The sequence below is a fragment of the Butyricimonas faecihominis genome (assembly GCF_033096445.1).
Lineage (GTDB): Bacteria > Bacteroidota > Bacteroidia > Bacteroidales > Marinifilaceae > Butyricimonas > Butyricimonas faecihominis.
Map to the genome: position 1 here is coordinate 3,876,358 of NZ_AP028155.1, position 21,857 is coordinate 3,898,214.

Sequence of the window (21,857 nt, forward strand, 5' to 3'; positions counted from 1 at the left end):
GACAAAGATAATTTTAATTTGCAGAAATTCGTCTCTTCGTGTTTTCAAATTTCAATATCATACTCTTTTAATTTCCGGTATAGAGTTCTTTCTGATATTCCAAGATCCTGCGCGGCCAGTTTTCGTTTGCCGTGGTTTTTTTCCAAGGCTTTCACGATCATTTCTTTTTCTTTCTCTTCCAGTGAGAGGGATTCTTCCACGACAGCTTCTGTATCCTCGATATGATTGTTCTTCTCCACGGAGATCGTCTTTTGCGGGGCTTGTCCAAGGAATTCCGATTGCGGAGTTTCATACAAGTTCCGGAGAACGATGGAGGTGGAAGGTTCCGGTTCGGGCTTTATCGTGTGTTCTTTTTGCATGATGTCGTACACGAGGTGTTTCAAATCGTTCATGTCCTTTTTCATGTCAAAAAGTATTTTGTACAGGATTTCCCGTTCCGTGGCAAAACTATGATCGCTTTCCGGGTTAGATGTTAATGCCGGGAGCGTATTATTTTGTGCCGGGAGATACTCTTTTAATCTCAAGGCATCAACCGTCCTTTCCTGTTCGAGAATGGAAATTTGTTCCGTGATGTTTTTCAATTCCCGCACGTTTCCCGGCCACCGGTAGTTTTCGAGTATTTGCACGGCGTCCTCGGTCAGTCGGATGGGAGGCATACGGTATTTTTCAGCGAAGTCAGCTGCGAATTTTCGGAACAGGAGGGATATATCTTCTTTCCGGTCCCGTAGTGCAGGAATCGAAATCGGGATCGTGTTGATCCGGTAGTAAAGGTCTTCTCTGAACTTCCCGTTCTTGACAGCCGCTGGTAGGTCCACGTTCGTGGCGGCAATTACTCGCACGTTCGTTTTTTGTACTTTCGACGATCCGACCCGGATAAACTCTCCGGCCTCAAGTACGCGTAACAATTTCGCCTGCGTGGATAAAGGTAATTCTCCCACTTCATCTAGGAAAATTGTTCCCCCGTCACTGACCTCGAAGTAACCTTTCCGGTCGGATAGCGCTCCCGTGAATGAGCCTTTCTCGTGGCCGAATAATTCGGAGTCAATGGTTCCTTCCGGAATTCCCCCGCAGTTAACCGCGATGTACTGTGCATGTTTACGGGCGCTGAAACTGTGGATAATCCGGGGGAAAATCTCTTTCCCCACGCCACTCTCCCCTGTGATAAGCACGGTAAAATCCGTGGGTGCCACTTGTACAGCTTTTTCTATTGCCCGGTTTAGCTTGATGTCGTTCCCGATAATTTCGAAACGTTGTTTAATCGTTCTGATGTCCTCCATGTGATTTACAATTTATGAATTCTTTATCCTTGATGTCTGGCATGGAACGTGAAAAAGAATCCAATCCTCAATACTCATCTGCAAATTTAGCAGTTTTAGCTGACAAAATAGCATAACCGTGAAAATAAAATTGTGGGGGATATATACCGGAATGGAAAAGAATGGACGAAAAGAATTAGAAATGATTGATGATTAATATGTTTGTTATTAGTTGATTGTATATATATTACGATTTGGGAATTTGTGATTTATTATTGTAAAATAAATTCTTTATATTTGCACAATAAATGAACGTTTTATGAAGGGGCAAAATGGGCGAGAATCCTTGTTTCAGATGTCTATGATGAATTTGTAAAATGTTGATTTATAGTACGGAATGGGTGTGATGTGAATCTGTTGAACAAAAGTCAATAAACGTTCGTTTTATGATAGAAGGAGCCTCTATAAATGTAAATAGTCTGATGGATGGTGACGAAAGGGCTTTTCAAGGGCTTTTTGTAGATTACTATTCCGTATTGGTCTCTTTTGCAATGAAATATCTCGACAATCAAGAAGCGGCTGAAGATATTGTGCAGGATGTATTCGTGAAAATATGGGAAACTCGGGAAAAGTTGGGAGGGATTGATAACTTGTCCGCTTATTTGTACCAGATGGTCCGTTTCAGAAGTTTTAATTATTTGCGTGCGGAGAAAATTCGTCAAGATGCCACAAGGTCTTTTGCTGAGGAGCTGGAGGAGTCCGAGATGAATGAATATATTAAAAATGAAACTTTTCGTATTGTCATGCGGACTTTAGAGGATTTACCTCATGGAAGCAGGAACGTGTTTTCCCGGGCGATACAAGGTTATTCTGCCAAGGAGATTGCTGATGAGTTGGGAATTGCCGTGGAGACCGTGAAAAAGCAAAAACAGGTGGCCCGGAGAATTTTGAAAGAAAAATTGGGGAATCTGTTCTCTCTTTTTTTTCTTGTGGGGTGAATTAAGGGTGGGCATCCCTTTCCTCGTCTCTTCTATGTAGTTTCCTAAAATTGGTTTACTAGATTTGACATTCAATAAATTGTATAAAGCATTTTCAATTCTATTTTCTGTTACAAGTTTACTTCAAAAAACTGTAATTCCTGTAATAGTTTTACTTTTTTATTGGCATCCCGGGAATTCCCGGGATGCCAATAACACTTGGCGTCAATACATGACCCTGGCGAATAACTCTTTTTTATCGCGGTGTGCCTGGTCCGGAACTTTCAACCCGATAGCCATGTGTGGTCTTCTGGTGTTGTATATCCCGATGATTCTCTCCACTTGCATTCTCGCCTGGTCAATATCTCTCAAGACCATATCGTTTAACCATTCCCGTTTCAAAATCCCGTTCACTCTCTCGGCGATACCGTTATCGTAAGGGGAGCCATCTTGTGTCACGCTGACTTGAATACCGTGTTCTTTCAATATCCCGGTGTACAGCGAGGAGCAGTATTGCCCACCCCGATCCGAGTGATGAACAAGCTTATCGCTAAAGTTGGGAGGTAGCGTTGCCAACGCCCGGCACAACGCCTTCACGGGACCGGACGAGTCCAGGGTGGGGTGAACTTCCCACCCCGTGATCCGCCGGGAATAAGCGTCGGTTACCAGCGAGAGATACACGAAACCGGCACTCGTTGACAGGTACGTGATATCACTGACCCATACCTGGTTGGGGCGGGTAACTCGAAGCCCTTTCACCAGGTTCGGGTACTGGCGATGCCACGCCCGGGAATCCGTCGTGATGACCCGGTACTTCTTCTGTTTTATCATTAAATCGTGAAGGTGAAGTAAACGATAAAGCCAATCCCGACCGACGGGAAGCCCGTTAGACCCCAGCATGTTCCACAATTTATTAACCCCGAGGTTAGGCATGTCACGGCGAATATCCTGGACGATGGAAAGAACGTAACGCTCGCGTTCCTCGCCTCCACGATCGGCACGGAGGCTCTTGTAATAAGCCTGCTTGCTGTAGCCAAGGGAATTGCAAAGGTGTTCCGTCACGGCTTTACCTCCCCGCTCTTTTTGTCTCTCGACAATCCCGCTAATAGCATCTCCTCGTAGTTTTTTTTTACATCAACATGCAGGCGTTCCCTGGCTAACTCTAGCATTAACTCGTAAGCTTCCACTAGTATTTTCTGTTTCTCTACTTCCTGACGTAAAGACTCCAGCTCGGCGCGTTCTTGATCGGTCATCGGGTATAACATTTTGTAATTACGCGAAGATAAACGTTTGTGTTGTTCTTCCGATAAAACGCGAGATTTATACTTGTGTAGCCAAACGTGAAAAGTCGAGGGTTTGACCTCGTACTTGGCTAGAACTTCCGCGTAACCCATTTCATTGATTATTCGATCTCGTACCGCTGATAATTTCGTCTTCACGGCGTAATAACGACGACGAACAGGGGGAAAATTTAATTCTGACATTGGTTTACTAAGTTTACTGTAAACTTTTTTCAGGACAATACATACCAAGAATTACGGGAAAAAGTAGATAATGGTTTTAATTATGATTGGTTAGGCTATCCGACAAGAACAGGTGTAGGACAAACCCATAGTTTGAATGTAATGGGAGGAAGTGAAATTTGGCGATTTAACGCAAGTTTATCTTATGACGAGACAGTAGGTGTAATGAAAGGCTCTGATCGTGCAAATTTTAATGGGTCTTTAGGTATAACTTATCAAGGTGAAAAATTGATTGTGAGTGAAAATCTTTCCGTGGGGACAAATAATAATGCTAATAGTCCTTATGGAGATTTCTCTAGTTTTGCTGCAATGAATCGGTATTGGGAACCGCAAGACGAAGAGGGAGAGCCGATTCTGACATATACACATCCTTTGAGAAGTGAAACAAGTTATAGTGATAACCCTGCTTATAATGCACTGGTCGGGGTTTGGAATAAAACGAGATATACAAATATGCGTAGTGCCACCCAGGTGCGTTATAATATAAACGAGAGTTTTTATATATCAGGGTTGTTGGGATTATCCCGAATGTTTAATCAGGCAGATGCTTTTGCTCCACCTTCCCATGCTCAGTTTGCCGGGAAGGAGACAGATCAAAAAGGACGTTTCCAACGCAATGAGATCGAGTCAAATCAATGGAATGTCCGTTTGAATGTAAATTATGCTAAAACGCTGCAGGAAAAACATATGCTGACATTAAGCGGTGCAGCGGAAATGGAAGAGAAAAAACAAGAGCAAATCATGTGGGCGGCAACAGGTTTTGCCGCAGATAATATTGATTTCCCTTCTATGGCCTTGGGATATGGTGATGAGACTTATCCAAACGGATCTGTGACTACGACAAGAAGACTTGCTTTGATATTTGCGGGTAATTATTATTATGATATGCGTTATTTCGTAGATATTAATTTCAATGCGAATGGGGCATCTTCTTTCGGAGAAGATAGTCGTTGGGGCAAATTTTTCTCTTTTGGATTGGGATGGAATGTCAGTAACGAAGACTTTTTTATCGAGCATGTTCCGTATATCCAATGGTTGAAACTGAAAGCTTCTTATGGTGTGTCAGGAAACATGGGATTTTCTCCGGAGAATGCGATGACAGTCTATTCACTGAATACGCAGGCGAATTATTTGTCTCATTTCGGTGCTTATTTGACATCTTTTGGAAACACGGAGTTAAAATGGCAAAACACGTACCAATGGAACTTTGGTATAGAATTGAAAACTTTGCATGAATGTTTGGGATTAGAGTTCAGTTATTATCGGAAGATGACGGATAATACTGTAGCAGATGTTTTTTTGCCTATTTCTCATGGTTTTAATACATATAAAGCAAATGTCGGTTCAATTTTGAATAAAGGTTGGGATGTTAAAGTTACGGTTGACTTATTCAAAAATATGGATCGAGGGTTTACATGGAATATCATGGGGTCATTTAACGGTAATAAAAATATTGTAGACAAACTTTCCGATGGTTTCAAATACACGTTATCACATAATGTGACTAATATGAGTTCTCAAGAAGCTGTGTTGAAGTATCGGGAAGGGCATTCTATGAATGCTATTTATGGTTTGAGAACTGTTGGAGTTGATCCGCAAACCGGGAACCGTCTGTTTTTAGATAAAAATGGTAATGTTACTTTTGCTCAAAATGCAGAAGATATGGTTTATCTCGGTGATAGCCAGCCTAAAGTGCAAGGTAATATATCAACGAACATTGCCTATAAAGGTTTTATATTGACAGTCGGTTTTGGTGTGCGTTGGGGGGCAAAACAGTTTAATGCGACATTGGCTAATAAAACGGAGAATACTCACTTTATTAATAATCTGGATCGTCGGGTGTTAACACAATCATGGCAGGAACCGGGGGATGTTGTTCCTTATAAAAAATTAGATATTAATAATACATCTTCTAATACAAATGTTTGTGATGCCTTTGTGCAGGAAGATAATGTTTTTCAATGTACAAACATTAATCTTACATATAATTTTTCTGATGATATCTGTAAGAAGTTGCGTTTGAAGGGATTGTCGTTGAACGCAAATTTATCAGATATATTTTATATTTCTTCGATAAAACGGGAGAGAGGAACAAGTTATCCATTTTCTCGAAATCCGAACTTTTCAGTTAGTGTTTCATTCTAATTTTTGGAATTATGATAAAAAAGAGTATTTATATATTGTGTACATCGCTAGCGCTAGGGTGTAGTGCTTGTGATGATTGGCTTACTGTTGTACCGGAAACCACGTTGATTGCGGATAATTTGCTGGAAACGGATGAAGGTATTTTACAAGTGTTGGATGGGGCTTATGTATTGGCTGCTTCGAATGTATATAAACCGACAGGTTATTTGGGAGGGGGTGGTTGTGTTGAGGAGATGGCTGATACATGGACCAAAGATAATAGTTCGTGGGCAAATCACGAGTATGATATTGATAATAGCGGTGTCGCCAATACTTTGGATGTGATGTTTATGCAAATTTATAAGATTATCAACACTTTAAATCCAATAATTGAAGCTTGTGATAAGAATAAAGATAAGTATCGGGAGGAGTATTATAATATTGTAAAAGGAGAGGCTTTGGCATTTCGTGCCTGCTTGCATTTGGATTTAATTCGGATATGGGGTCCGATGCCTAAGAATATAAATCCGTCTACAGAATATTTGCCATACGTAATTCAGAATTCTATTCAAAATTACCAATATTATACTTTTGATAAATATATGGAATTGTTGTTGCGTGATTTGAATGAAGCAGAAGAATTGTTGAAAAAATCGGATCCGATAGTGACTCATGTTGAAAGTTCTGATTGGTCTGACCGGGAAGCTCATTTTAATTATTACGGGGTTTTAGGTTTGCAGGCTCGGGCTCGTTTGTGGATGAATGATACGGAGGGAGCTATGCGATATGCGAAGATGGTTATTGAGGCGAAAGGGGAAGATGGTACTGCCGTGTTTACTTTGGCTACGGCAGATAATTATGTGGACCGGACTTTCTATCCGGAACATTTATGTAGCATAAATCAAGATAACTTTGATTATCAGCAGACAGGATTTGCCAATAGTCAAAATTTGAACTCGTACAATAATCGTAATTATAGTACGTTTGTGAGTGACTTGTTTGATGGAAATGTGAATGATTTGCGACTTAAACAACAATGGTCTTATTTACGTAGTTATACGGGACAATATGTTCGTATTACTCGTAAATATGATGATATGTATCCTTCTAACTCTTCTGCCGCACGGAATATGCCTCTTGTACGTTTGGCTGAAATGTATCTTATCCTGATGGAAGTAGGTACTTTGGAAGAAGCAAATGTTGCTTATGAAACATTGTGTGCGGCTCGTGGGGTGGATTATGTAGCATTGACGGAGAATGACCGGACAGACCGGGTACTGATGGAATGGATTCGGGAGTTGATAGCTGAAGGGCAGAATTTTTATACGTATAAACGGTTTGCCGTGAAACGGATGTTGTGGCAGGATGCTGAAACCGCAGATTGTGGAGAGGAACAATACGTGTTGCCTTTACCTCCAAGTGAACGTAGATAATGAATAAAAAAAACAGATGATTATGAAAAAACTATTTATTGTATTAGTAGTCGGATTGATGTTGGCAGCTTGTACAAGAGAGGAAGTTGATGTATTTTCTTTGGAGGATAATTATATATATTTTCCCTATGATAACGGAACAACTTTGGCTACAAGTATGGTTCCTGGTGATAGTATTTACTATTTTTATAATAAGAGTTCTCTTACAGTCAAGTCGGCACAACAACGTGATACCTTTTATTTTGAAGTACGGGCGGCCGGGCTTGCCAAAAGTGTGGATCGCCAAATCAAAATAGTTCCTTGGTCTTGTGAGGTAAGTGGCTTTACGGAGGCAGTGGAAGGGGTAAATTATGTTCCTTTTGATGACCCGGAAATGGTGAAAAATCTTGTCCTTCCGGCTGATTCTGTGCAAGTAAAAATACCGGTTATTGTTACTTATGATCCATCTATTGCTGGGACGGCAAAATCGTTTATCGTAGGGTTGAAACTTATTGATTCGGGGGATCTTAGAGTTATGGGGACGAACTTCAACATTACAGTTGTCGATAAAGCGGCACGTACTCATGCTTGTGTGCGATTTAATCAAAGTAGCTTGTGAGTTTAACTGATTAATTCCTCATGGTGAAAAATACTTAGTCATGAGGAATTTTTTATTTGAAAGATTCAAATTGTTCGTATGAAAAAGTTTGTATTGTTATTTACTTGTATGCTTATAGCCATCTCCGTGTTTGCCCAGACAAATTTTCAAGAGTTGACATTAGCGAAAGCGTTGGGAAAAGCGAAAATGGAGAATAAGTATGTTTTTGTGGATTGTTATACTTCATGGTGTGGACCGTGTAAGATGATGACGGCAAATGTGTTACCTTTGAAAGAAGTGGGGGAATACATGAACGAAACGTTTGTGTGTGTGAAGTTTGATATGGAAAAAGGAGAGGGACGGGATATTCAGCAAAAATATAAGGTGTCCTCCTATCCGACATTTTTGGTTTTGAATGTAGATGGAAGTTTATTACATGCAGTTGTAGGAGCTTCTGCCACGGGAGAAGAGTTTGTGGCAAGGGTAAAAGAGGCATTTGATGATAATTCTGCGGGGAAACTGGCAGTTGAATACGAAAAAGGAAATCGGGATAGGGATTTCTTGATGACCTATATCAAGGCATTGGTGAAAGCTTGTGATGTAGAGAAAGCGCATAAAATTTCAGAAGATGTATTGGCATCGTTGAGTGATGATGAGAAATGCACGGAGCCATATTGGTTTATTTATGAAAATCTGGATTTATCTCCCATTGGTTCAAATAATATGATGTATTTATTACAACATGTGGATCAATTCCGGCAGGGAGTTGGTGTGGAGAAAGTAGATTCTGTCGTGGGAAATTTGTTTGCTATCCAACTGGAAAATATTTTGCGAGGACGCAATAGAACGGTAACTTTGGAAGATGTTGAGGTTGCAGGAAAAATGTTAGAGTCTTATCATTTGGAAGGACATGATTATTTGAATGATTATATAGCTTTGATTAAAGCGGTGAAAACAGAAAATACGGATGATGTCATAAAATTATACAAAAAGGTATTTCCCAAGATGGATGCCGGAAAAATTGCTTACTTGTATTTCACCCCGATAACAACGTTGAAGGGGAAATGGAGCGTGAAACAAAAGAAAGCGTTAAGTGCATTGACAAAAAAGATTGCAGGAAACGTGACATCAATTCCCATTCAATCCTCTTTGATGGGTTTTGCAAATATCACTCTTCCAAAGCTATAATGTAAAATGGTGCGTGCTTCGATTTTGTATTATTATAAATGAAATTACCATGAGATTTATATTATCTTTATTTTTATTGTTCTTGATCGGTCAACCGATAGTTTGGGGGCAAAATAGTATGGCAAGGACGTCTATTTTTGAAGAGGGGGGTGAGGTGAAGTCTTTTAAGGATAATTTCAAAAATTTGAAAGCAAATTGGGAACGAATAATTAATCATGCCGATTTTGAAATTATTTCTTGTGATTATGCTTATACGTTCAAAAATAAAAAACAAATAACCAAGTATGCTAAAGAACATTCTCGGTTGGAGACTCCTTTTTTTGCAATGAATATTCAAGCTTCCGTGAAAGATGGAAAATGGAGCGAGAAAATTTTTGTACGATTGACCTCTTTTGCGCAAATGGTGGAGGATGCTACGGAAAATAAAGAAGGGATACGAGATGATCATCTATATCATTTGGGACTTCGTAAAGCGGAAATCGAGAATAAAGTAAAAATTGGAGATCGGGTATATGCCATTCGTTATAAAGTGAATGGTAAGGAGCAGGTGGATTACGTGGTTTGTTCTGCGGAGAATTACAAAGTAATTTGTAGCTATTTATTCAATAGTGTTTCCTTTAGGAAAGGGTAAGAAATGAAAAGGTTAATATCACTATTTTGTTGTCTATGCTTGTTTATACCGACATTTGCACAGACAACTTTTCAAGAATTAACTCTTAAAGATGCATTAGAAAAGGCAAAGACAGAGAATAAGTATGTTTTTGTAGATTGTTATACTTCGTGGTGTGGATCATGTAAACTGATGACAGAAAATGTATTCCCCTCGAAAACTGTTGGGAATTACATGAATAATAAGTTTGTTTGTGTGAAATTTGATATGGAAAAGGAGGAAGGAATTGATATTCAGCAGAAATATCAAATTATGTCCTACCCAACTTTTTTGGTGTTGAAGACTGACGGAACACTGTTATCTCGGATTGTGGGGGCGATTCTTGATGAGGATAAATTTATTAAGAGAGTGGATTCGGTTTTTATGGAAAATTCTGTTATTCAGTTGGAAGGGGAGTACATGGCAGGGAATCGTAAGATGGATTTCCTGTTGAGATACATCAAAGCTTTACTGGCTTCCGAAAACACGACAAAAGCAAAAAGTATCGCATTGGATGTAATCACCTCTTTGGAAGATAAGCAGAAGTGTACGGCACCCTATTGGTTTATTTATGAAGATTATCGTTTGTCTCCTGTCGGATCGGGGAATTTAGCTTATTTGCTAAAACATGTAGAACAATTTCGTCAAGGTATCGGGGTAGAGAGGGTAGATAAAAAATTAGGAATCTTGTTCGCTCTCCAATTGGAAAGTATTCTCCGGGGAGCCAACAAAAATATTACTTTACAGGAGGTTGGTAAATTAAAGGTGACATTAGATACGTTTAAGCTGACAGGTCAGGACTACTTGTATGGGTATATTGATTTGATTAATGGGATAATGACGGGGAATACAGGGGTGTCGTTGGAAGCTTACAAACGGGTTTTCCCGTTTGTTGCGGATGAAAAAATTGCAACTTTTTATTTCATGCCGATCATGTATTTTAAAGATAAATGGAGTGTTGAGCAGAAAAAAGAACTGGCTGTCTTGACAGATCAATTGATCAAGAAGGTGCAATTACCAGAATTGAAATCTTCTTTGTATGAGATTAAAACAAATATCTTGACGAAGTAATCAAATTTATAAGTGATGATGAAATGGTTGTTTATTTTTTTCATGGTATGCCCGTTAATAGGGTGGAGCCAGATCAGGGTGGAACCTGTGCTAGTGCATGATACGGTCGAATTGAAAGTGGGTGATCGGGTTCCCGGATTCATATTTCGGGACACGGCAAAGCAAGAAATATCTTTGAAACAATTTAAAGGAAAATATGTCGTGATAGATGTGTGGGCATCGTGGTGTTACCCTTGTAAAAAGGAATATCCTACTTTGAGAAGATTATCAAAAGAATACAAAAATGTTGTTTTCGTTAGTCTTTCCTGTGATACGGAGGAGCAACGTTGGCGAAATGAATTGTGGTGGGGAAAAATGGATGGATACCAGTGGTGGATTGCAGGTGACGAATCTTCTATGATCGCTTTTCGAGTAAAAGCAATTCCTCGTCTTATATTATTGGACCGAAAAGGGAGAGTGATGGATTTGAAATTGCCCCAACCTTCAAGCCCTGAGTTTGAAAAGATATTGAAAGAATTAGAGAAAGACAATAAGAAATAAAAATTTGTTGTATGCTTGTAATCAAGAAGATAATGATCGTTCTTGCTTGTATCTTAATGTCCGGAGTTCGTGACAAGAGCGAGGATACGACTTTTAAATTTTTATTTCCGGCAAATGAGACGAGAAAAGTTGATCTCGAATTTCAGGACCAACGGACAACGTTAACATTTGTACCTTGGGATTCTTTGCGGGTAGCCTCGGTTTCACTTGCTTTATCTGGTGGAAAGTACGCTTGTTTATGGGTGGGAGAAATGCCTTATGTTATTTGGTTGGAAGCGGGAAAACCTTGGACTGCTAGGTTTGAGGGGAATCGATGGTTTTTTGAAGGGGTGGGTGCTAATGTGAATAATTATTTGAATAAATATGATGTCGAGCAAATTTATTTCATTGATTATTATCGTATAACGAACCGAGAGTTTCGGGAGAAACTAGATAGGGTGATGAATAAACGGGAAGAGGCTTTACGGGTAGCCTCCTTAGATTCTGGATTTGTGAAGCAGGAGAGAAAGCGATTACGTTATATAAAAAATAATCATTTAGCTTCGGCGGTTGTTTATGGAGAAGTGGAAGACAGAGAATCGGATTTGTTGGAGGATACTTATGCCGAGTTACAAAAGGCCGTAATTGAAGATACGACTTCGTGGGAGATTCCGGAATACCGGGAGTCGATGGATCGAGTGATGCATGCATTGATTAGAATGAAAGAGTTGAAAGGATCATTTTATGATATATCTTTAGAATTGTTACGTCAGACGATATCAACGTTTAAAGACGAACGGTTGATTGAATATATTGTGAATAAGAATGTGATGGCTTACATGAAAGCTTTGAGTGTAGGTACTACAGGTGAGATGGATTCGATTTTTAGGAATTGGGTACATCAGCCGATTTTAGTGGAGGCTTACGACAACTTGTGTCGTGCAAATAGAAAGTTGGAAAAAGGGCAGCCAGCTGTTCCGTTTACATTTCCGGATATCAATGGTAAAGAGATAAGTTTGTCGGATTTTAAAGGAAAATACGTGTATGTTGATTTGTGGGCAACTTGGTGTGGACCGTGTAATGCGGAAATCCCGTCATTAAAAAAATTAGAGGAAGAATTTCAAGGACGAAACATCTATTTTGTGAGTATATCTTGTGATAAAAGTCAGGATGAGTGGGAGAAATTTGTGAAAGAAAGGCAAATGGGAGGAATTCAATTACATATGCGGGGTGATAACAAATATATGGAGGAACTTGGGAACAACGGGATTCCTCGTTTTTTGTTAATAGACCGGGAAGGGAATTTCATAGATGCTAGTATGTCACGTCCGTCTGATCCAAAGACACTAAAAATATTGCGGGAGTTGGAAGGAATCTAAATGTATTAAAAGTAAAATAGAAAAAGGCTCGTTGAAAATAGATTATGTCTATTTTCAAGGGGCTCTTTTTTTGTGGATATTGTTGTATATTTGTGCAGATGGAACAGGATTGATATATGATAAGAATGTATAACTATGGACGATAACGGGAAACACTTGACTGCGGGACTTAGGAGAGGTAAGGAAGAGGCTTTTGCTTATGTGTTTCGTATGTATTATAGTCCGTTATTAAATTATGCCGGACGTATTTTGAAAGATGTGGAGGCAGCGAATGACGTGGTGCAGGAGTGTTTTTGTCGGTTGTACGAGCGGCGCAGAGAATTGCGTAAAGAACTTCAGGTTCGACCTTATCTTTATAAGTCTGTTTATAATGCTTGTATGGATGCAATCAAGCATCAGAAGGTGGAGAGTAATTATATCAATCAGGAATTATTAGATTTTTATTTTTCGAAAGTCGTGGAGACTCCCGAGGCGGAGCAAGCTTTGCTGGATGAGGATTTGAAGGGAGCGATACAGGATGCTATAAATAAGTTGCCGGAACGATGCCGGGAGATATTCGTGTTGAGCAAAGTGGATGGACTTTCCAATAAACAGATTGCCGAACAATTAAATATATCCATGAAAACTGTTGAAGCACAAATGACTACAGCTTTTGTTCGTTTGCGGAAAGAGTTGGGATGGTTGTTGTGCTTTATTTTTATTCAAAATTTTTGAAAAATCTCTAGGGGTAAATTTGTCTTTAGTCGTTATAAGGATATAACGGATAAAGATATGATACAAGAATCTGATAAAGATGAATTGATTTTAAAAGTTTTGGACGGGATAGCAACACCGGACGAAATTCAGACTTTGGCTCGATGGATGGAAACGGATCCGTCGAACGAGGTTTATTTTGATCAATTGAAGAAAGCTTGGAATTTGACGAGTGGGCCAATTCCTTCCGAAGAGAGAGTGGAACATGAGTTGGGTAATTATATGGAATATATTCGCTCTAAACATCGGAAGTATTCTATTGGGCTACTTTTGAAATATGCAGCGATTGTCATGATACCTTTATTGTCCGTGATTTATTGGTTACAACTGGAAAAAGATGAAATTCCGTCTCAAATGGCTGTCGGTAATCCGGGAATTATACCGGGAGAACATAAAGCCATGTTGATAACAGCCCAAGGGCAGACAATCGCTTTATTACCTTCTCAGGAAAGAGATATTTGCGTGCAGGAGGATTTTGTGGTGAAAAACGGACAAGCTGGAATTGTTTACCAAGATTCGAAAAAGGCTGTTTCTACGTTACAATATAATACCTTGAAGACTCCACGAGGAGGTGAGTATACGGTAGTGTTGTCAGATGGAACGAAAGTGTATTTGAATGCCGCTTCAGAGTTGAAATATCCGGTACAATTTGATAGTAAAAAGCGGCAAGTGCATTTGTCGGGGGAGGCTTATTTTGAAGTGGCAAGAGACACGAATAGACCATTTTATGTGGTAACAGATGCCGTTCGGGTAAAAGTTTACGGGACGGAATTTAATGTGAATACTTATGGTATCGGTGGAACTCAGACCACGTTAGTATCAGGTAAAGTGGGGATTCGGGGAAAGAGTTCGGGACAGGAATATATGATGGAGCCTTTACAATTGGCCGAGTTTGATGTGAATGGGGAATTTAAAGGAATCCGAAATGTAAATGCTGGGACTTATACGGCTTGGAAAGAAGGTTTTTTCGTGTTTGAGAATGAGGGATTGGAAGATATTTTGAATCGTTTGTCTCGTTGGTATGACGTGGATGTGTTTTATGGAAGTGAAAAAGTGAAAGGATATCATTTTACCGGGCATATGGAGAAATATGAAGATGTAGAAATTATTTTAAATGCGATTAGTAAGATGGTTGGTGTACATTTTACAATAAAGGATAGAACAATTGTAGTTACAGAATAAAAAGCGGAGAGTGTTAACACACCCTCCTTGTTGTGTTAAGCGATAGAAGTCCTAGGAAAACGTACTGTCGCTAGTAATAATTTAATATTGCGAATATATGGAAAAAAAACGATTATGTCTGTCCCTAGGAGGACATAGAAAACGAAAAATTTTGTTAGTGATGAAACTATGTATTTCATTGTTGTTATGCTTTACGTTGGGTTTGTCTGCATCAACGTTAGCTCAACAGAAACGGGTAAATCTTGATTTAAAGCAAGTTCCGATTAAAGTATTATTTGATGAAATTCAAAAACAAACTAATTTGTCATTTGTATTTAATACAGAACAGACGGCGAAATTAGGAGAGGTTTCCGTACGAGCAATTGACGAAACGGTGGAGAATGTTTTGCGTAAAGTGTTGATGAATACGGGAATGCTATTTGAATTTGACGGAACATTAATCATTGTTCGTCCAGATGAACCGCAAAAAAAAGAGGTGACGAAGATTAATGTAACCGGTACGGTAAAAGATGAGAATGGGGAATTTTTACCAGGTGTAACGATTTTATTGAAGGGGTCTCAGCTCGGTACGGTTACCGATGTTGATGGTAAATTTAATTTTGAATTACCGAAGCAGGATAGTCTTGTACTTGTTTTCTCGTTTATAGGATACAAACAGCAAGAGATAAAAGTGAATAGTGAGAATTTACAACCATTATCGATTGTGTTAAAAGAGGAGGTAACAGAAGTGGGTGAAGTTGTTGTTACCGGTTACTTCGAACGTAGAAAAGACAGTTATACCGGGGCGGCAACAACCTTTTCCGGAGAAGAATTGAAACAAATATCTACGGGTAATGTTTTGACAACGCTTTCTACGCTTGATCCCTCTTTTAAGCTTGTTGAAAATTTAGATATGGGAAGTAATCCGAATTATGTTCCGGAATTTACAATTCATGGTGGCGGAAATCTGCAAAGTGATTATGAAAATTCTCCTAATATGCCAACCTTTATTATGGATGGATTCGAGGTTTCTTCGGAAAAAGTTTTCGATATGGATCCCAACCGGATTGCTAGTATTACAATCCTAAAGGATGCAGCTGCTACGGCTATTTACGGTTCGCGAGCTGCTAACGGTGTAGTCGTAATTGAAACTAAAGCTCCTCAAATGGGAAAACTTAGGGTATCTTATAATTTTTCAGGAGATTTTGAAATAGCGGATTTGAGCGATTATAATTTGATGAATGCAGAGGAAAAATTGGAATATGAGCGACTTGCTGGTTTGTATTCTCATTCTAATGTGCAATTAGGGGACGAACTGATGGACAGATACAATGAGATTTTAGCTTTGATTCAATCAGGTATCGACACCGATTGGATTGCCAAACCTGTAAAAAATGTAGGTTTCAGTCATAAGCATTCTTTATTGGTGGAGGGTGGAGATGACAAATTACGTTACGGTTTGACTCTGACTTATCAAAACAAAGATGGGGTGATGAAAGGTTCCGGACGCGACAATTTGGGTATCGATGTACAACTTCAATATCGATATAAGACCTTAAAATTTATGAATGACCTCTCCTTTAATCGGGTAACAACGAGCAATTCTCCTTATGGTGATTTTTCAGAATATACTTATATGAATCCGTATTACTATCCGTATGCGGATAACGGAAATCCTCAGAAAGTGTTGTATACCTATGAAAATGGAGAAGAAGTTTGGAATCCCTTGTATAATGCTAGTTTAGGGACTAAAGATGAACAAGCTTATGATGATTTTCTTAATAATTTCTCTTTGGAATGGAATGTTTTGAGTGGTTTGAAGTTGAAAGGTAATATTTCTTTAAATCGTAAAACGGTTACGTCAGATAAGTTTTTGCCGGGAGAGCATACATCATTTCAGAATAGTTCTTTGAACGGTAGTTATACTAAAACCATAGAGGAATATTTTACTTATGATGCCAATGTAACTTTGTCTTATACCCGTTCTTTCGGGAAACATCAGTTGAATGGAGTCGGGGTTTGGAATGTTAAGGAAACCCGGTCAGATATGTTTGAAACGGTTGCTTACAATTTCCCTAATAGTAATATGGACCACATTGGTATGGGAATTGAGTATGGTAAAGGGGACCAACCGGATGGCAATTACGAAGTGAGTCGTTTAATGGGGTTTGTTGCCAATTTTAATTACGGATATGATAATCGCTATCTAGTGGATGCCTCTATTCGAAGCGATGGTTCGTCTTTGTTCGGTTCAGATAAACGCTGGGGAACTTTCGGTTCTATTGGTCTTGCATGGAATCTACACAATGAAAGTTGGATGAAAAATCTGGGTTGGTTTGATCAGTTAAAATTACGCGGGTCATGGGGAACTACTGGTGGACAAAATTTCTATCCATATCAAGCCATGATGATGTTTTCTTACAAAGATGAATTACTGAGTTCTCGGGAGGATTCGGAAGATGAAAATAATAGCCAAACTTATGATGGTTATATCGGTGCTTTGTTAAAAGCGTTTGGTAATACAAACCTTAAATGGCAAAAAACGGAAAAAAGAAGTATTGGATTGGATTTTACATTGCGAAATAGTAGAATTAGTGGTTATTTAAATTTCTATAAGGATATATCCAAATCCGTACTTACGGACGTTTTAGTTGCTCCTTCTCTTGGTTTTACATCTTATAAGGATAACCTTGGAGAAGTAGAAAACAAGGGAATCGAACTGAACGTACGGGCAACTCTTATTCAGCGTCCGGCTAATGGTTTGCGTTGGGATGTATTCTTGAATGTCGTAAAAAATAAAAATCGATTGATGAAATTAAATGATGCACTTGCGGCTTGGAATAAGACCCAAGATGATGAAATTACAGATGAAGATAATAAAGAGGCTAGTCGACCGGTAGTACGTTATCAAGAAGGAGAATCCATTAATACCATTTGGGCAAATGAATCTTTGGGAATTGATCCTGTTACCGGTGATGAAGTGTTTCTAGATTTAAATGGCCGACGTGTAGATTCTTGGAGCGCTTCCAATTATAAACCAATGGGTTGTGAAGATCCGAAATTTGAAGGTAATTTTGGAACCATGTTGAATTATAAAGGATTCCAGTTAAGTGCTTATTTCAAATATAGTTATGGAGGAGATATATACAATCAAACATTGGTGGATAAAGTTGAAAATGTTGATCCTTTGAAAAATGCAGACCGGAGAGTCCTTTATGATCGTTGGCAGAAAGTTGGAGATGTTGCCAAATTTAAAGCGATAGATAATACTACAACGACCTATCCGACATCTCGTTTTATCGAAGAACAGAATTATATTACGTTATCTTCGTTAAACCTTTCATACGAATTTAATCCGGAAGTATTGAAATTTTTACACGTTGAAAGACTGAAATTATCACTAATCGGTAATGATATATTTAGGGTTTCTACGGTGAAAATGGAACGGGGTATTACTTATCCCTATGCTAGAACATTCTCCCTGTCTGCTCAATTAACTTTCTAAATCAATATGTATGAAAAGAAAAATATTACTTATAGGATTACTGGTTATAACTTTTGGATTTGTTTCCTGTAGTGATTGGTTTGATGTTTCTCCGAAATCGGATGTAAAAGCAGATGACCTTTATTCGACTGAAAGCGGGTTCCGGGATGTGCTAACCGGTGTATATGCTTTGATGGCAACAGAAAATTTGTATGGACGTCAAATGACTTTCGGTTATGTAGATGTATTGGCTCAATATTATGACAGGATCAGTTTGAAGAGTCATGAGTATATAGAAACGGTTAATTTCCAATACAAAGAACCTGTTGATGAAATTGCTATCAATAATATATGGAGTACCCAGTACAAAGCGATTGTGAACTTGAATACTTTGTTATTTTATATAGACCAAAATCGTTACGTGTTTGAATCGGAAAATATCTATAAGATCTATAAAGGAGAGGCCTTGGCCTTGAGAGCGTTTTTGCATTTCGATATGTTACGTCTTTTCGGTCCTTCCCCTATAATGGGTGAAGATTTGAAAGCGATTCCATATATGGATTCCTATACAAATATTGCGAAAGAGAGGTCATCTGTCAAGGAAGTATTAGAAAAAGTCGTTGCAGACTTGAATGCGGCACGAGAGTTGATGAAAGAAGTTGATTCCTATGGTCCTGAATATGAAAATTTAAAAGACAGTTATGCAGACGATAGACGTTTGAAAAACAGGTATTTTCATTTGAATTATTACGCTACAACAGCTTTGTTGGCTCGGGTTGAGTTATATGCGGGACATACCCAAGAGGCTCTAAATGCCGCTGTAGAAATTATTGGAGAACCGGAAAATGAACCTGTTCAACCTTTTGAATTGGCAATCGAGTCTTCTTCTGAGGATCGTTTGTTTGAATCAGAAATTTTATTTACTTTAGATATAGCCAATTTGGAGAACATTATTGATCCTTATTTTGGGGAGACTGCATTGAAATCTGGGTTGACCAATAGCGGAACGATACTTGCTTTCAGTACAACCAAAAGAGATAATCTGTTTGGAAAAGAGTCTCCAGCAGATGATGATTATCGTTTGAAAAATTGGTTTGCCACTACTTCTAGTTCGAATTCCCTCATGTCTGGAAAATTGACGGATAGTGAACAAATGCCGCTTATCCGTTTGTCTGAACTCTATTATATTGCAGCAGAGTGTGCTGGGGGTAGTCGGGGATTGGACTATTTAAACAAAATTCGGGCTCATCGGGGTTTGGTAGCTTATACAGACGCAAGTAAACTGGAGGAAAATATTTATAAAGAATATTGTAAGGAATTTATGAATGAAGGACAAATGTTTTATTATTATAAAAGGAAGAATTTGAGTAGTATGGGGGTCTACTCGACTAAAACTGTTGTTCCAGAAGAGGTTTATGTATTACCATTGCCTGTTGACGAACAAGATTATGGAAACAAAAACTGATAAACTATGAAAAAAAGTTTTTATATAAGTGGATTGTTGGCGGTCATGTTATTGACTGGTTGCAATGAAAATGAGCAAATGGTATGGAAAAATATTCCGGGAATTTATCTTTCAGAATATAGCAATGAGGTTGATAGTGTGTATCATACTTTTACTACCTCTGTTGGAGATATTGATACTGTAAAATTGGACGTGAAACTGGCCGGAAGATTATTGGATGAGCCACGTAATTTTCATTTTATAGTCAATGAATCATCTTCTGCTGTAGAAGGACTCCATTATCAAACTTTAGCAGAGAATTATGTTTTTCCGGCTAAGGAAGCCATGGTAACAGTTCCGATATATGTACTGAAAAAAGGAGATGAATTAGACGATAAAATAGTGACTTTAGCTTTGACTCTTGAACCTGATGATGGTCTGACTTTAGCTTATACGGATAGGGTTCATGTACGTATACTGATTACGAACCAGTTGATTAGGCCCTCTTATTGGGATATGCCTTTATCCTTGTATTTTGGACCTTATTCTAAAGCAAAACATCAGAAATGCATAGAAATTATGGGGCATGATTTTCCATTAAAAGAAGAAGATTTGATGGATTATAATGGTGTATCGGGTTATTCTTACTGGATGCGTGCTGGTCGTCAGGTCTGCAACTATTATGCTACCCACACCGAATATGATGAAAACGGGGATTTGATTGCACCTTGGGATCCTTTTTAACCTTAAAAGATTGGAATTATGAAAATGATAAAATATTTAGGAATTCTTTGTTTGTTCTTGGGATTAAACGGATGCTCTCAAGATGACAGTATGGATGTTTCTCGGGAATTAAATAAGGTTACCTTTATCGGATTAAATGAAAAGTACTCTGTAACCTTGTATGATTATTTGAACATACCACTTTCTATAACAACTAGCAGTGATGAAGAAACTCCTTTTTCATATCTCTGGTATCTTTCGACTGCAACAACTAGAAATGAAGCGGATACTCTAAGTCGGGAAAAGGATCTGAATGTAATGATTGATCCTTCTCATGCCACTCCCGGAGAAGATTATACACTTACGGTTAAAGTTACTGACGAGACTTCTGGAGTATATTACCGGAAAGATATGAAATTGGAAGTGTTGACTGAATATACTAAAGGAACTCTTTTACTTTGTGAAGAAAACGGTGAGGCTGAAGTTAATTTCTTGACTAAAGAAGGAGAGAGAAATTTATTGGAGAATATTTATTTTCGGGCAAATAGTAATCAGAGAGTCGGGAAGACCCCTGTTAAAATCTATTCGGTAAATCCTAGTGAATATTATCCTGACTTGAAACAGGAACTGATATTCTGTCAAGACGGAAATGGCGGAATGGTAGCTAGTCCAGTATCTTTTGAGGCTTTAAGTCCTGTGAAAGATGCGTTTGCAACGTCTTTTTCTGGTGAGGTATTGAATCCCCAGCTTTATTTTGTAGGAGGAATGATTGATTATATTATTATTAACGGTCAGGTTTGTAAACGTGGAGTTAATATGGGGGATTTGCAGTGGGAGGCTCCTTTGGTATGTATGGACGGAGTGGGAAATTACGAAGTAGCCCCGTTTGTAATGGAAGTTGATGGGGTTCAGACTTTTTATGACCGACTGAATAAACGTTTGTTGCAACATACGCGTTGGAATATGGGGGCTTTGTATCAATTCGATACGGAAAATGCTGATCTGTCTAGATTTGATTGCAATGCCATGGGAACAAATATGGAGATGGAAGCATGCGGAAACTTGTCAGAAACCAATGCTTATTGGATGTTGATGAGGAATAGTGAAACAAGGAAATTGTATATATATAAATTCAGAATTAATAATGAGGGTAATTTTGTTTCCACTTTGTGTGAAGAAATTCCTGAAACTGTGGCTCCCCATATATATGAAGCTGCGTATTTTGCATCCAACTCGGATTATTCAGATATATTGGTGTATGCAACTTCCGAGCAAGTATTTGCTTTTTCGGTTAATCAATTTACAACAAATACTTCTTCATCACTGGAAGCGCTTCTCGTTACTCCTGAAAATCAGAATACAGAAATTACTGGTATGAAGTTTATCACGATTCAAGAAGAAACCGACCAACCGGATGAAACTCGCTCTTCTTTGCAAATTCGTTTGTGTATTCGCAATTTGAGCTTGCCAGAATTACAGGGTGGAGTTGAATTTTACGAGGTCAGCTCTCAAGGAGGAATTCATGCCGATTTCTTATTTGGTAAATCTGGATTCTGTGATACCGTGATAGATATTGACGAAAAATATAGTTAATAA

At 38.6% G+C, this 21,857-nt stretch carries 18 protein-coding genes; 15 read left to right on the forward strand and 3 right to left on the reverse strand.

Going from position 1 to position 21,857, the window contains the following annotated elements; translation table 11 throughout:
• Positions 1-44: 44 nt before the first annotated feature.
• Positions 45-1,277, reverse strand: coding sequence for a sigma-54 interaction domain-containing protein (locus R8806_RS15980; protein ID WP_124316397.1), 1,233 nt, complete (start codon positions 1,275-1,277; stop codon positions 45-47).
• A gap of 425 nt (positions 1,278-1,702) precedes the next feature.
• On the opposite strand from R8806_RS15980, the gene R8806_RS15985 reads away from it, so the two are divergent.
• Complete coding sequence (locus R8806_RS15985; RefSeq protein WP_124316396.1) at positions 1,703-2,254, forward strand: RNA polymerase sigma-70 factor; 552 nt, start codon at positions 1,703-1,705, stop codon at positions 2,252-2,254.
• A 204-nt stretch (positions 2,255-2,458) separates the two neighbouring features.
• Here the strand turns inward: R8806_RS15985 and R8806_RS15990 are convergent, their stop codons facing one another.
• On the reverse strand, positions 2,459-3,295 hold the full coding sequence (locus R8806_RS15990) for an IS3 family transposase (protein ID WP_164720063.1): 837 nt from the start codon (positions 3,293-3,295) through the stop codon (positions 2,459-2,461).
• Positions 3,292-3,717: a hypothetical protein gene (locus R8806_RS15995; protein ID WP_124318325.1), complete on the reverse strand. Its 426-nt coding sequence runs from the start codon at positions 3,715-3,717 to the stop codon at positions 3,292-3,294. Before R8806_RS15995 ends, R8806_RS15990 begins: the two co-directional genes overlap by 4 nt.
• A 132-nt stretch (positions 3,718-3,849) precedes the next feature.
• Here R8806_RS15995 and R8806_RS16000 point away from each other — a divergent pair, with 132 nt between their 5' ends.
• From R8806_RS16000 to R8806_RS16065, 14 genes are all read left to right on the forward strand, one after another.
• Positions 3,850-5,901 carry a SusC/RagA family TonB-linked outer membrane protein gene (locus R8806_RS16000; RefSeq protein WP_287644455.1) on the forward strand — a complete coding sequence of 684 codons (2,052 nt, stop codon included), beginning with the start codon at positions 3,850-3,852 and terminating at the stop codon, positions 5,899-5,901.
• An 11-nt stretch (positions 5,902-5,912) separates the two neighbouring features.
• Positions 5,913-7,313, forward strand: a complete 1,401-nt coding sequence (locus tag R8806_RS16005; RefSeq protein WP_124318214.1) for a RagB/SusD family nutrient uptake outer membrane protein — start codon at positions 5,913-5,915, stop codon at positions 7,311-7,313.
• A gap of 22 nt (positions 7,314-7,335) precedes the next feature.
• On the forward strand, positions 7,336-7,911 hold the full coding sequence (locus R8806_RS16010) for a DUF4843 domain-containing protein (protein WP_124318215.1): 576 nt from the start codon (positions 7,336-7,338) through the stop codon (positions 7,909-7,911).
• Between the two features lie 78 nt (positions 7,912-7,989).
• The gene (locus tag R8806_RS16015; protein WP_124318216.1) at positions 7,990-9,078 is read left to right on the forward strand and encodes a thioredoxin family protein; all 1,089 of its coding nucleotides are present in this window, start codon (positions 7,990-7,992) and stop codon (positions 9,076-9,078) included.
• Positions 9,079-9,127: 49 nt separating this feature from the next.
• Entirely contained in the window at positions 9,128-9,709 is a 582-nt protein-coding gene (locus R8806_RS16020; protein ID WP_151411852.1) for a hypothetical protein, read from the forward strand.
• A 3-nt stretch (positions 9,710-9,712) separates the two neighbouring features.
• The gene (locus R8806_RS16025; RefSeq protein WP_124318312.1) at positions 9,713-10,798 is read left to right on the forward strand and encodes a thioredoxin family protein; all 1,086 of its coding nucleotides are present in this window, start codon (positions 9,713-9,715) and stop codon (positions 10,796-10,798) included.
• Positions 10,799-10,813: 15 nt separating this feature from the next.
• The gene (locus R8806_RS16030; protein WP_124318311.1) at positions 10,814-11,338 is read left to right on the forward strand and encodes a TlpA family protein disulfide reductase; all 525 of its coding nucleotides are present in this window, start codon (positions 10,814-10,816) and stop codon (positions 11,336-11,338) included.
• A gap of 11 nt (positions 11,339-11,349) precedes the next feature.
• The gene (locus R8806_RS16035) at positions 11,350-12,696 is read left to right on the forward strand and encodes a TlpA family protein disulfide reductase (protein WP_151411844.1); all 1,347 of its coding nucleotides are present in this window, start codon (positions 11,350-11,352) and stop codon (positions 12,694-12,696) included.
• 135 nt (positions 12,697-12,831) lie between these two features.
• On the forward strand, positions 12,832-13,410 hold the full coding sequence (locus R8806_RS16040; RefSeq protein WP_151411836.1) for an RNA polymerase sigma-70 factor: 579 nt from the start codon (positions 12,832-12,834) through the stop codon (positions 13,408-13,410).
• Between the two features lie 57 nt (positions 13,411-13,467).
• Entirely contained in the window at positions 13,468-14,631 is a 1,164-nt protein-coding gene (locus R8806_RS16045) for a FecR family protein (RefSeq protein WP_124317140.1), read from the forward strand.
• A gap of 160 nt (positions 14,632-14,791) precedes the next feature.
• A complete protein-coding gene (locus R8806_RS16050) occupies positions 14,792-18,115 on the forward strand; it encodes a SusC/RagA family TonB-linked outer membrane protein (RefSeq protein WP_229782973.1) in 3,324 nt (1,107 codons plus the stop codon).
• A 10-nt stretch (positions 18,116-18,125) separates the two neighbouring features.
• Complete coding sequence (locus R8806_RS16055) at positions 18,126-19,559, forward strand: RagB/SusD family nutrient uptake outer membrane protein (RefSeq protein WP_124317138.1); 1,434 nt, start codon at positions 18,126-18,128, stop codon at positions 19,557-19,559.
• A 6-nt stretch (positions 19,560-19,565) separates the two neighbouring features.
• Positions 19,566-20,282: a DUF4843 domain-containing protein gene (locus R8806_RS16060; RefSeq protein WP_124317137.1), complete on the forward strand. Its 717-nt coding sequence runs from the start codon at positions 19,566-19,568 to the stop codon at positions 20,280-20,282.
• An 18-nt stretch (positions 20,283-20,300) separates the two neighbouring features.
• A complete protein-coding gene (locus R8806_RS16065; RefSeq protein WP_124317136.1) occupies positions 20,301-21,854 on the forward strand; it encodes a PKD-like family lipoprotein in 1,554 nt (517 codons plus the stop codon).
• Positions 21,855-21,857: the final 3 nt, after the last annotated feature.

Coding starts and splice junctions, on each gene's coding strand:
- R8806_RS15980 (WP_124316397.1), bottom strand. CDS start 1,277: ATGGAGGACATCAGAACGATTAAACAACGTTTCGAAATTATCGGGAAC.
- R8806_RS15985 (WP_124316396.1), top strand. CDS start 1,703: ATGATAGAAGGAGCCTCTATAAATGTAAATAGTCTGATGGATGGTGAC.
- R8806_RS15995 (WP_124318325.1), bottom strand. CDS start 3,717: ATGTCAGAATTAAATTTTCCCCCTGTTCGTCGTCGTTATTACGCCGTG.
- R8806_RS16005 (WP_124318214.1), top strand. CDS start 5,913: ATGATAAAAAAGAGTATTTATATATTGTGTACATCGCTAGCGCTAGGG.
- R8806_RS16010 (WP_124318215.1), top strand. CDS start 7,336: ATGAAAAAACTATTTATTGTATTAGTAGTCGGATTGATGTTGGCAGCT.
- R8806_RS16015 (WP_124318216.1), top strand. CDS start 7,990: ATGAAAAAGTTTGTATTGTTATTTACTTGTATGCTTATAGCCATCTCC.
- R8806_RS16020 (WP_151411852.1), top strand. CDS start 9,128: ATGAGATTTATATTATCTTTATTTTTATTGTTCTTGATCGGTCAACCG.
- R8806_RS16025 (WP_124318312.1), top strand. CDS start 9,713: ATGAAAAGGTTAATATCACTATTTTGTTGTCTATGCTTGTTTATACCG.
- R8806_RS16030 (WP_124318311.1), top strand. CDS start 10,814: ATGATGAAATGGTTGTTTATTTTTTTCATGGTATGCCCGTTAATAGGG.
- R8806_RS16035 (WP_151411844.1), top strand. CDS start 11,350: ATGCTTGTAATCAAGAAGATAATGATCGTTCTTGCTTGTATCTTAATG.
- R8806_RS16040 (WP_151411836.1), top strand. CDS start 12,832: ATGGACGATAACGGGAAACACTTGACTGCGGGACTTAGGAGAGGTAAG.
- R8806_RS16045 (WP_124317140.1), top strand. CDS start 13,468: ATGATACAAGAATCTGATAAAGATGAATTGATTTTAAAAGTTTTGGAC.
- R8806_RS16050 (WP_229782973.1), top strand. CDS start 14,792: ATGAAACTATGTATTTCATTGTTGTTATGCTTTACGTTGGGTTTGTCT.
- R8806_RS16055 (WP_124317138.1), top strand. CDS start 18,126: ATGAAAAGAAAAATATTACTTATAGGATTACTGGTTATAACTTTTGGA.
- R8806_RS16060 (WP_124317137.1), top strand. CDS start 19,566: ATGAAAAAAAGTTTTTATATAAGTGGATTGTTGGCGGTCATGTTATTG.
- R8806_RS16065 (WP_124317136.1), top strand. CDS start 20,301: ATGAAAATGATAAAATATTTAGGAATTCTTTGTTTGTTCTTGGGATTA.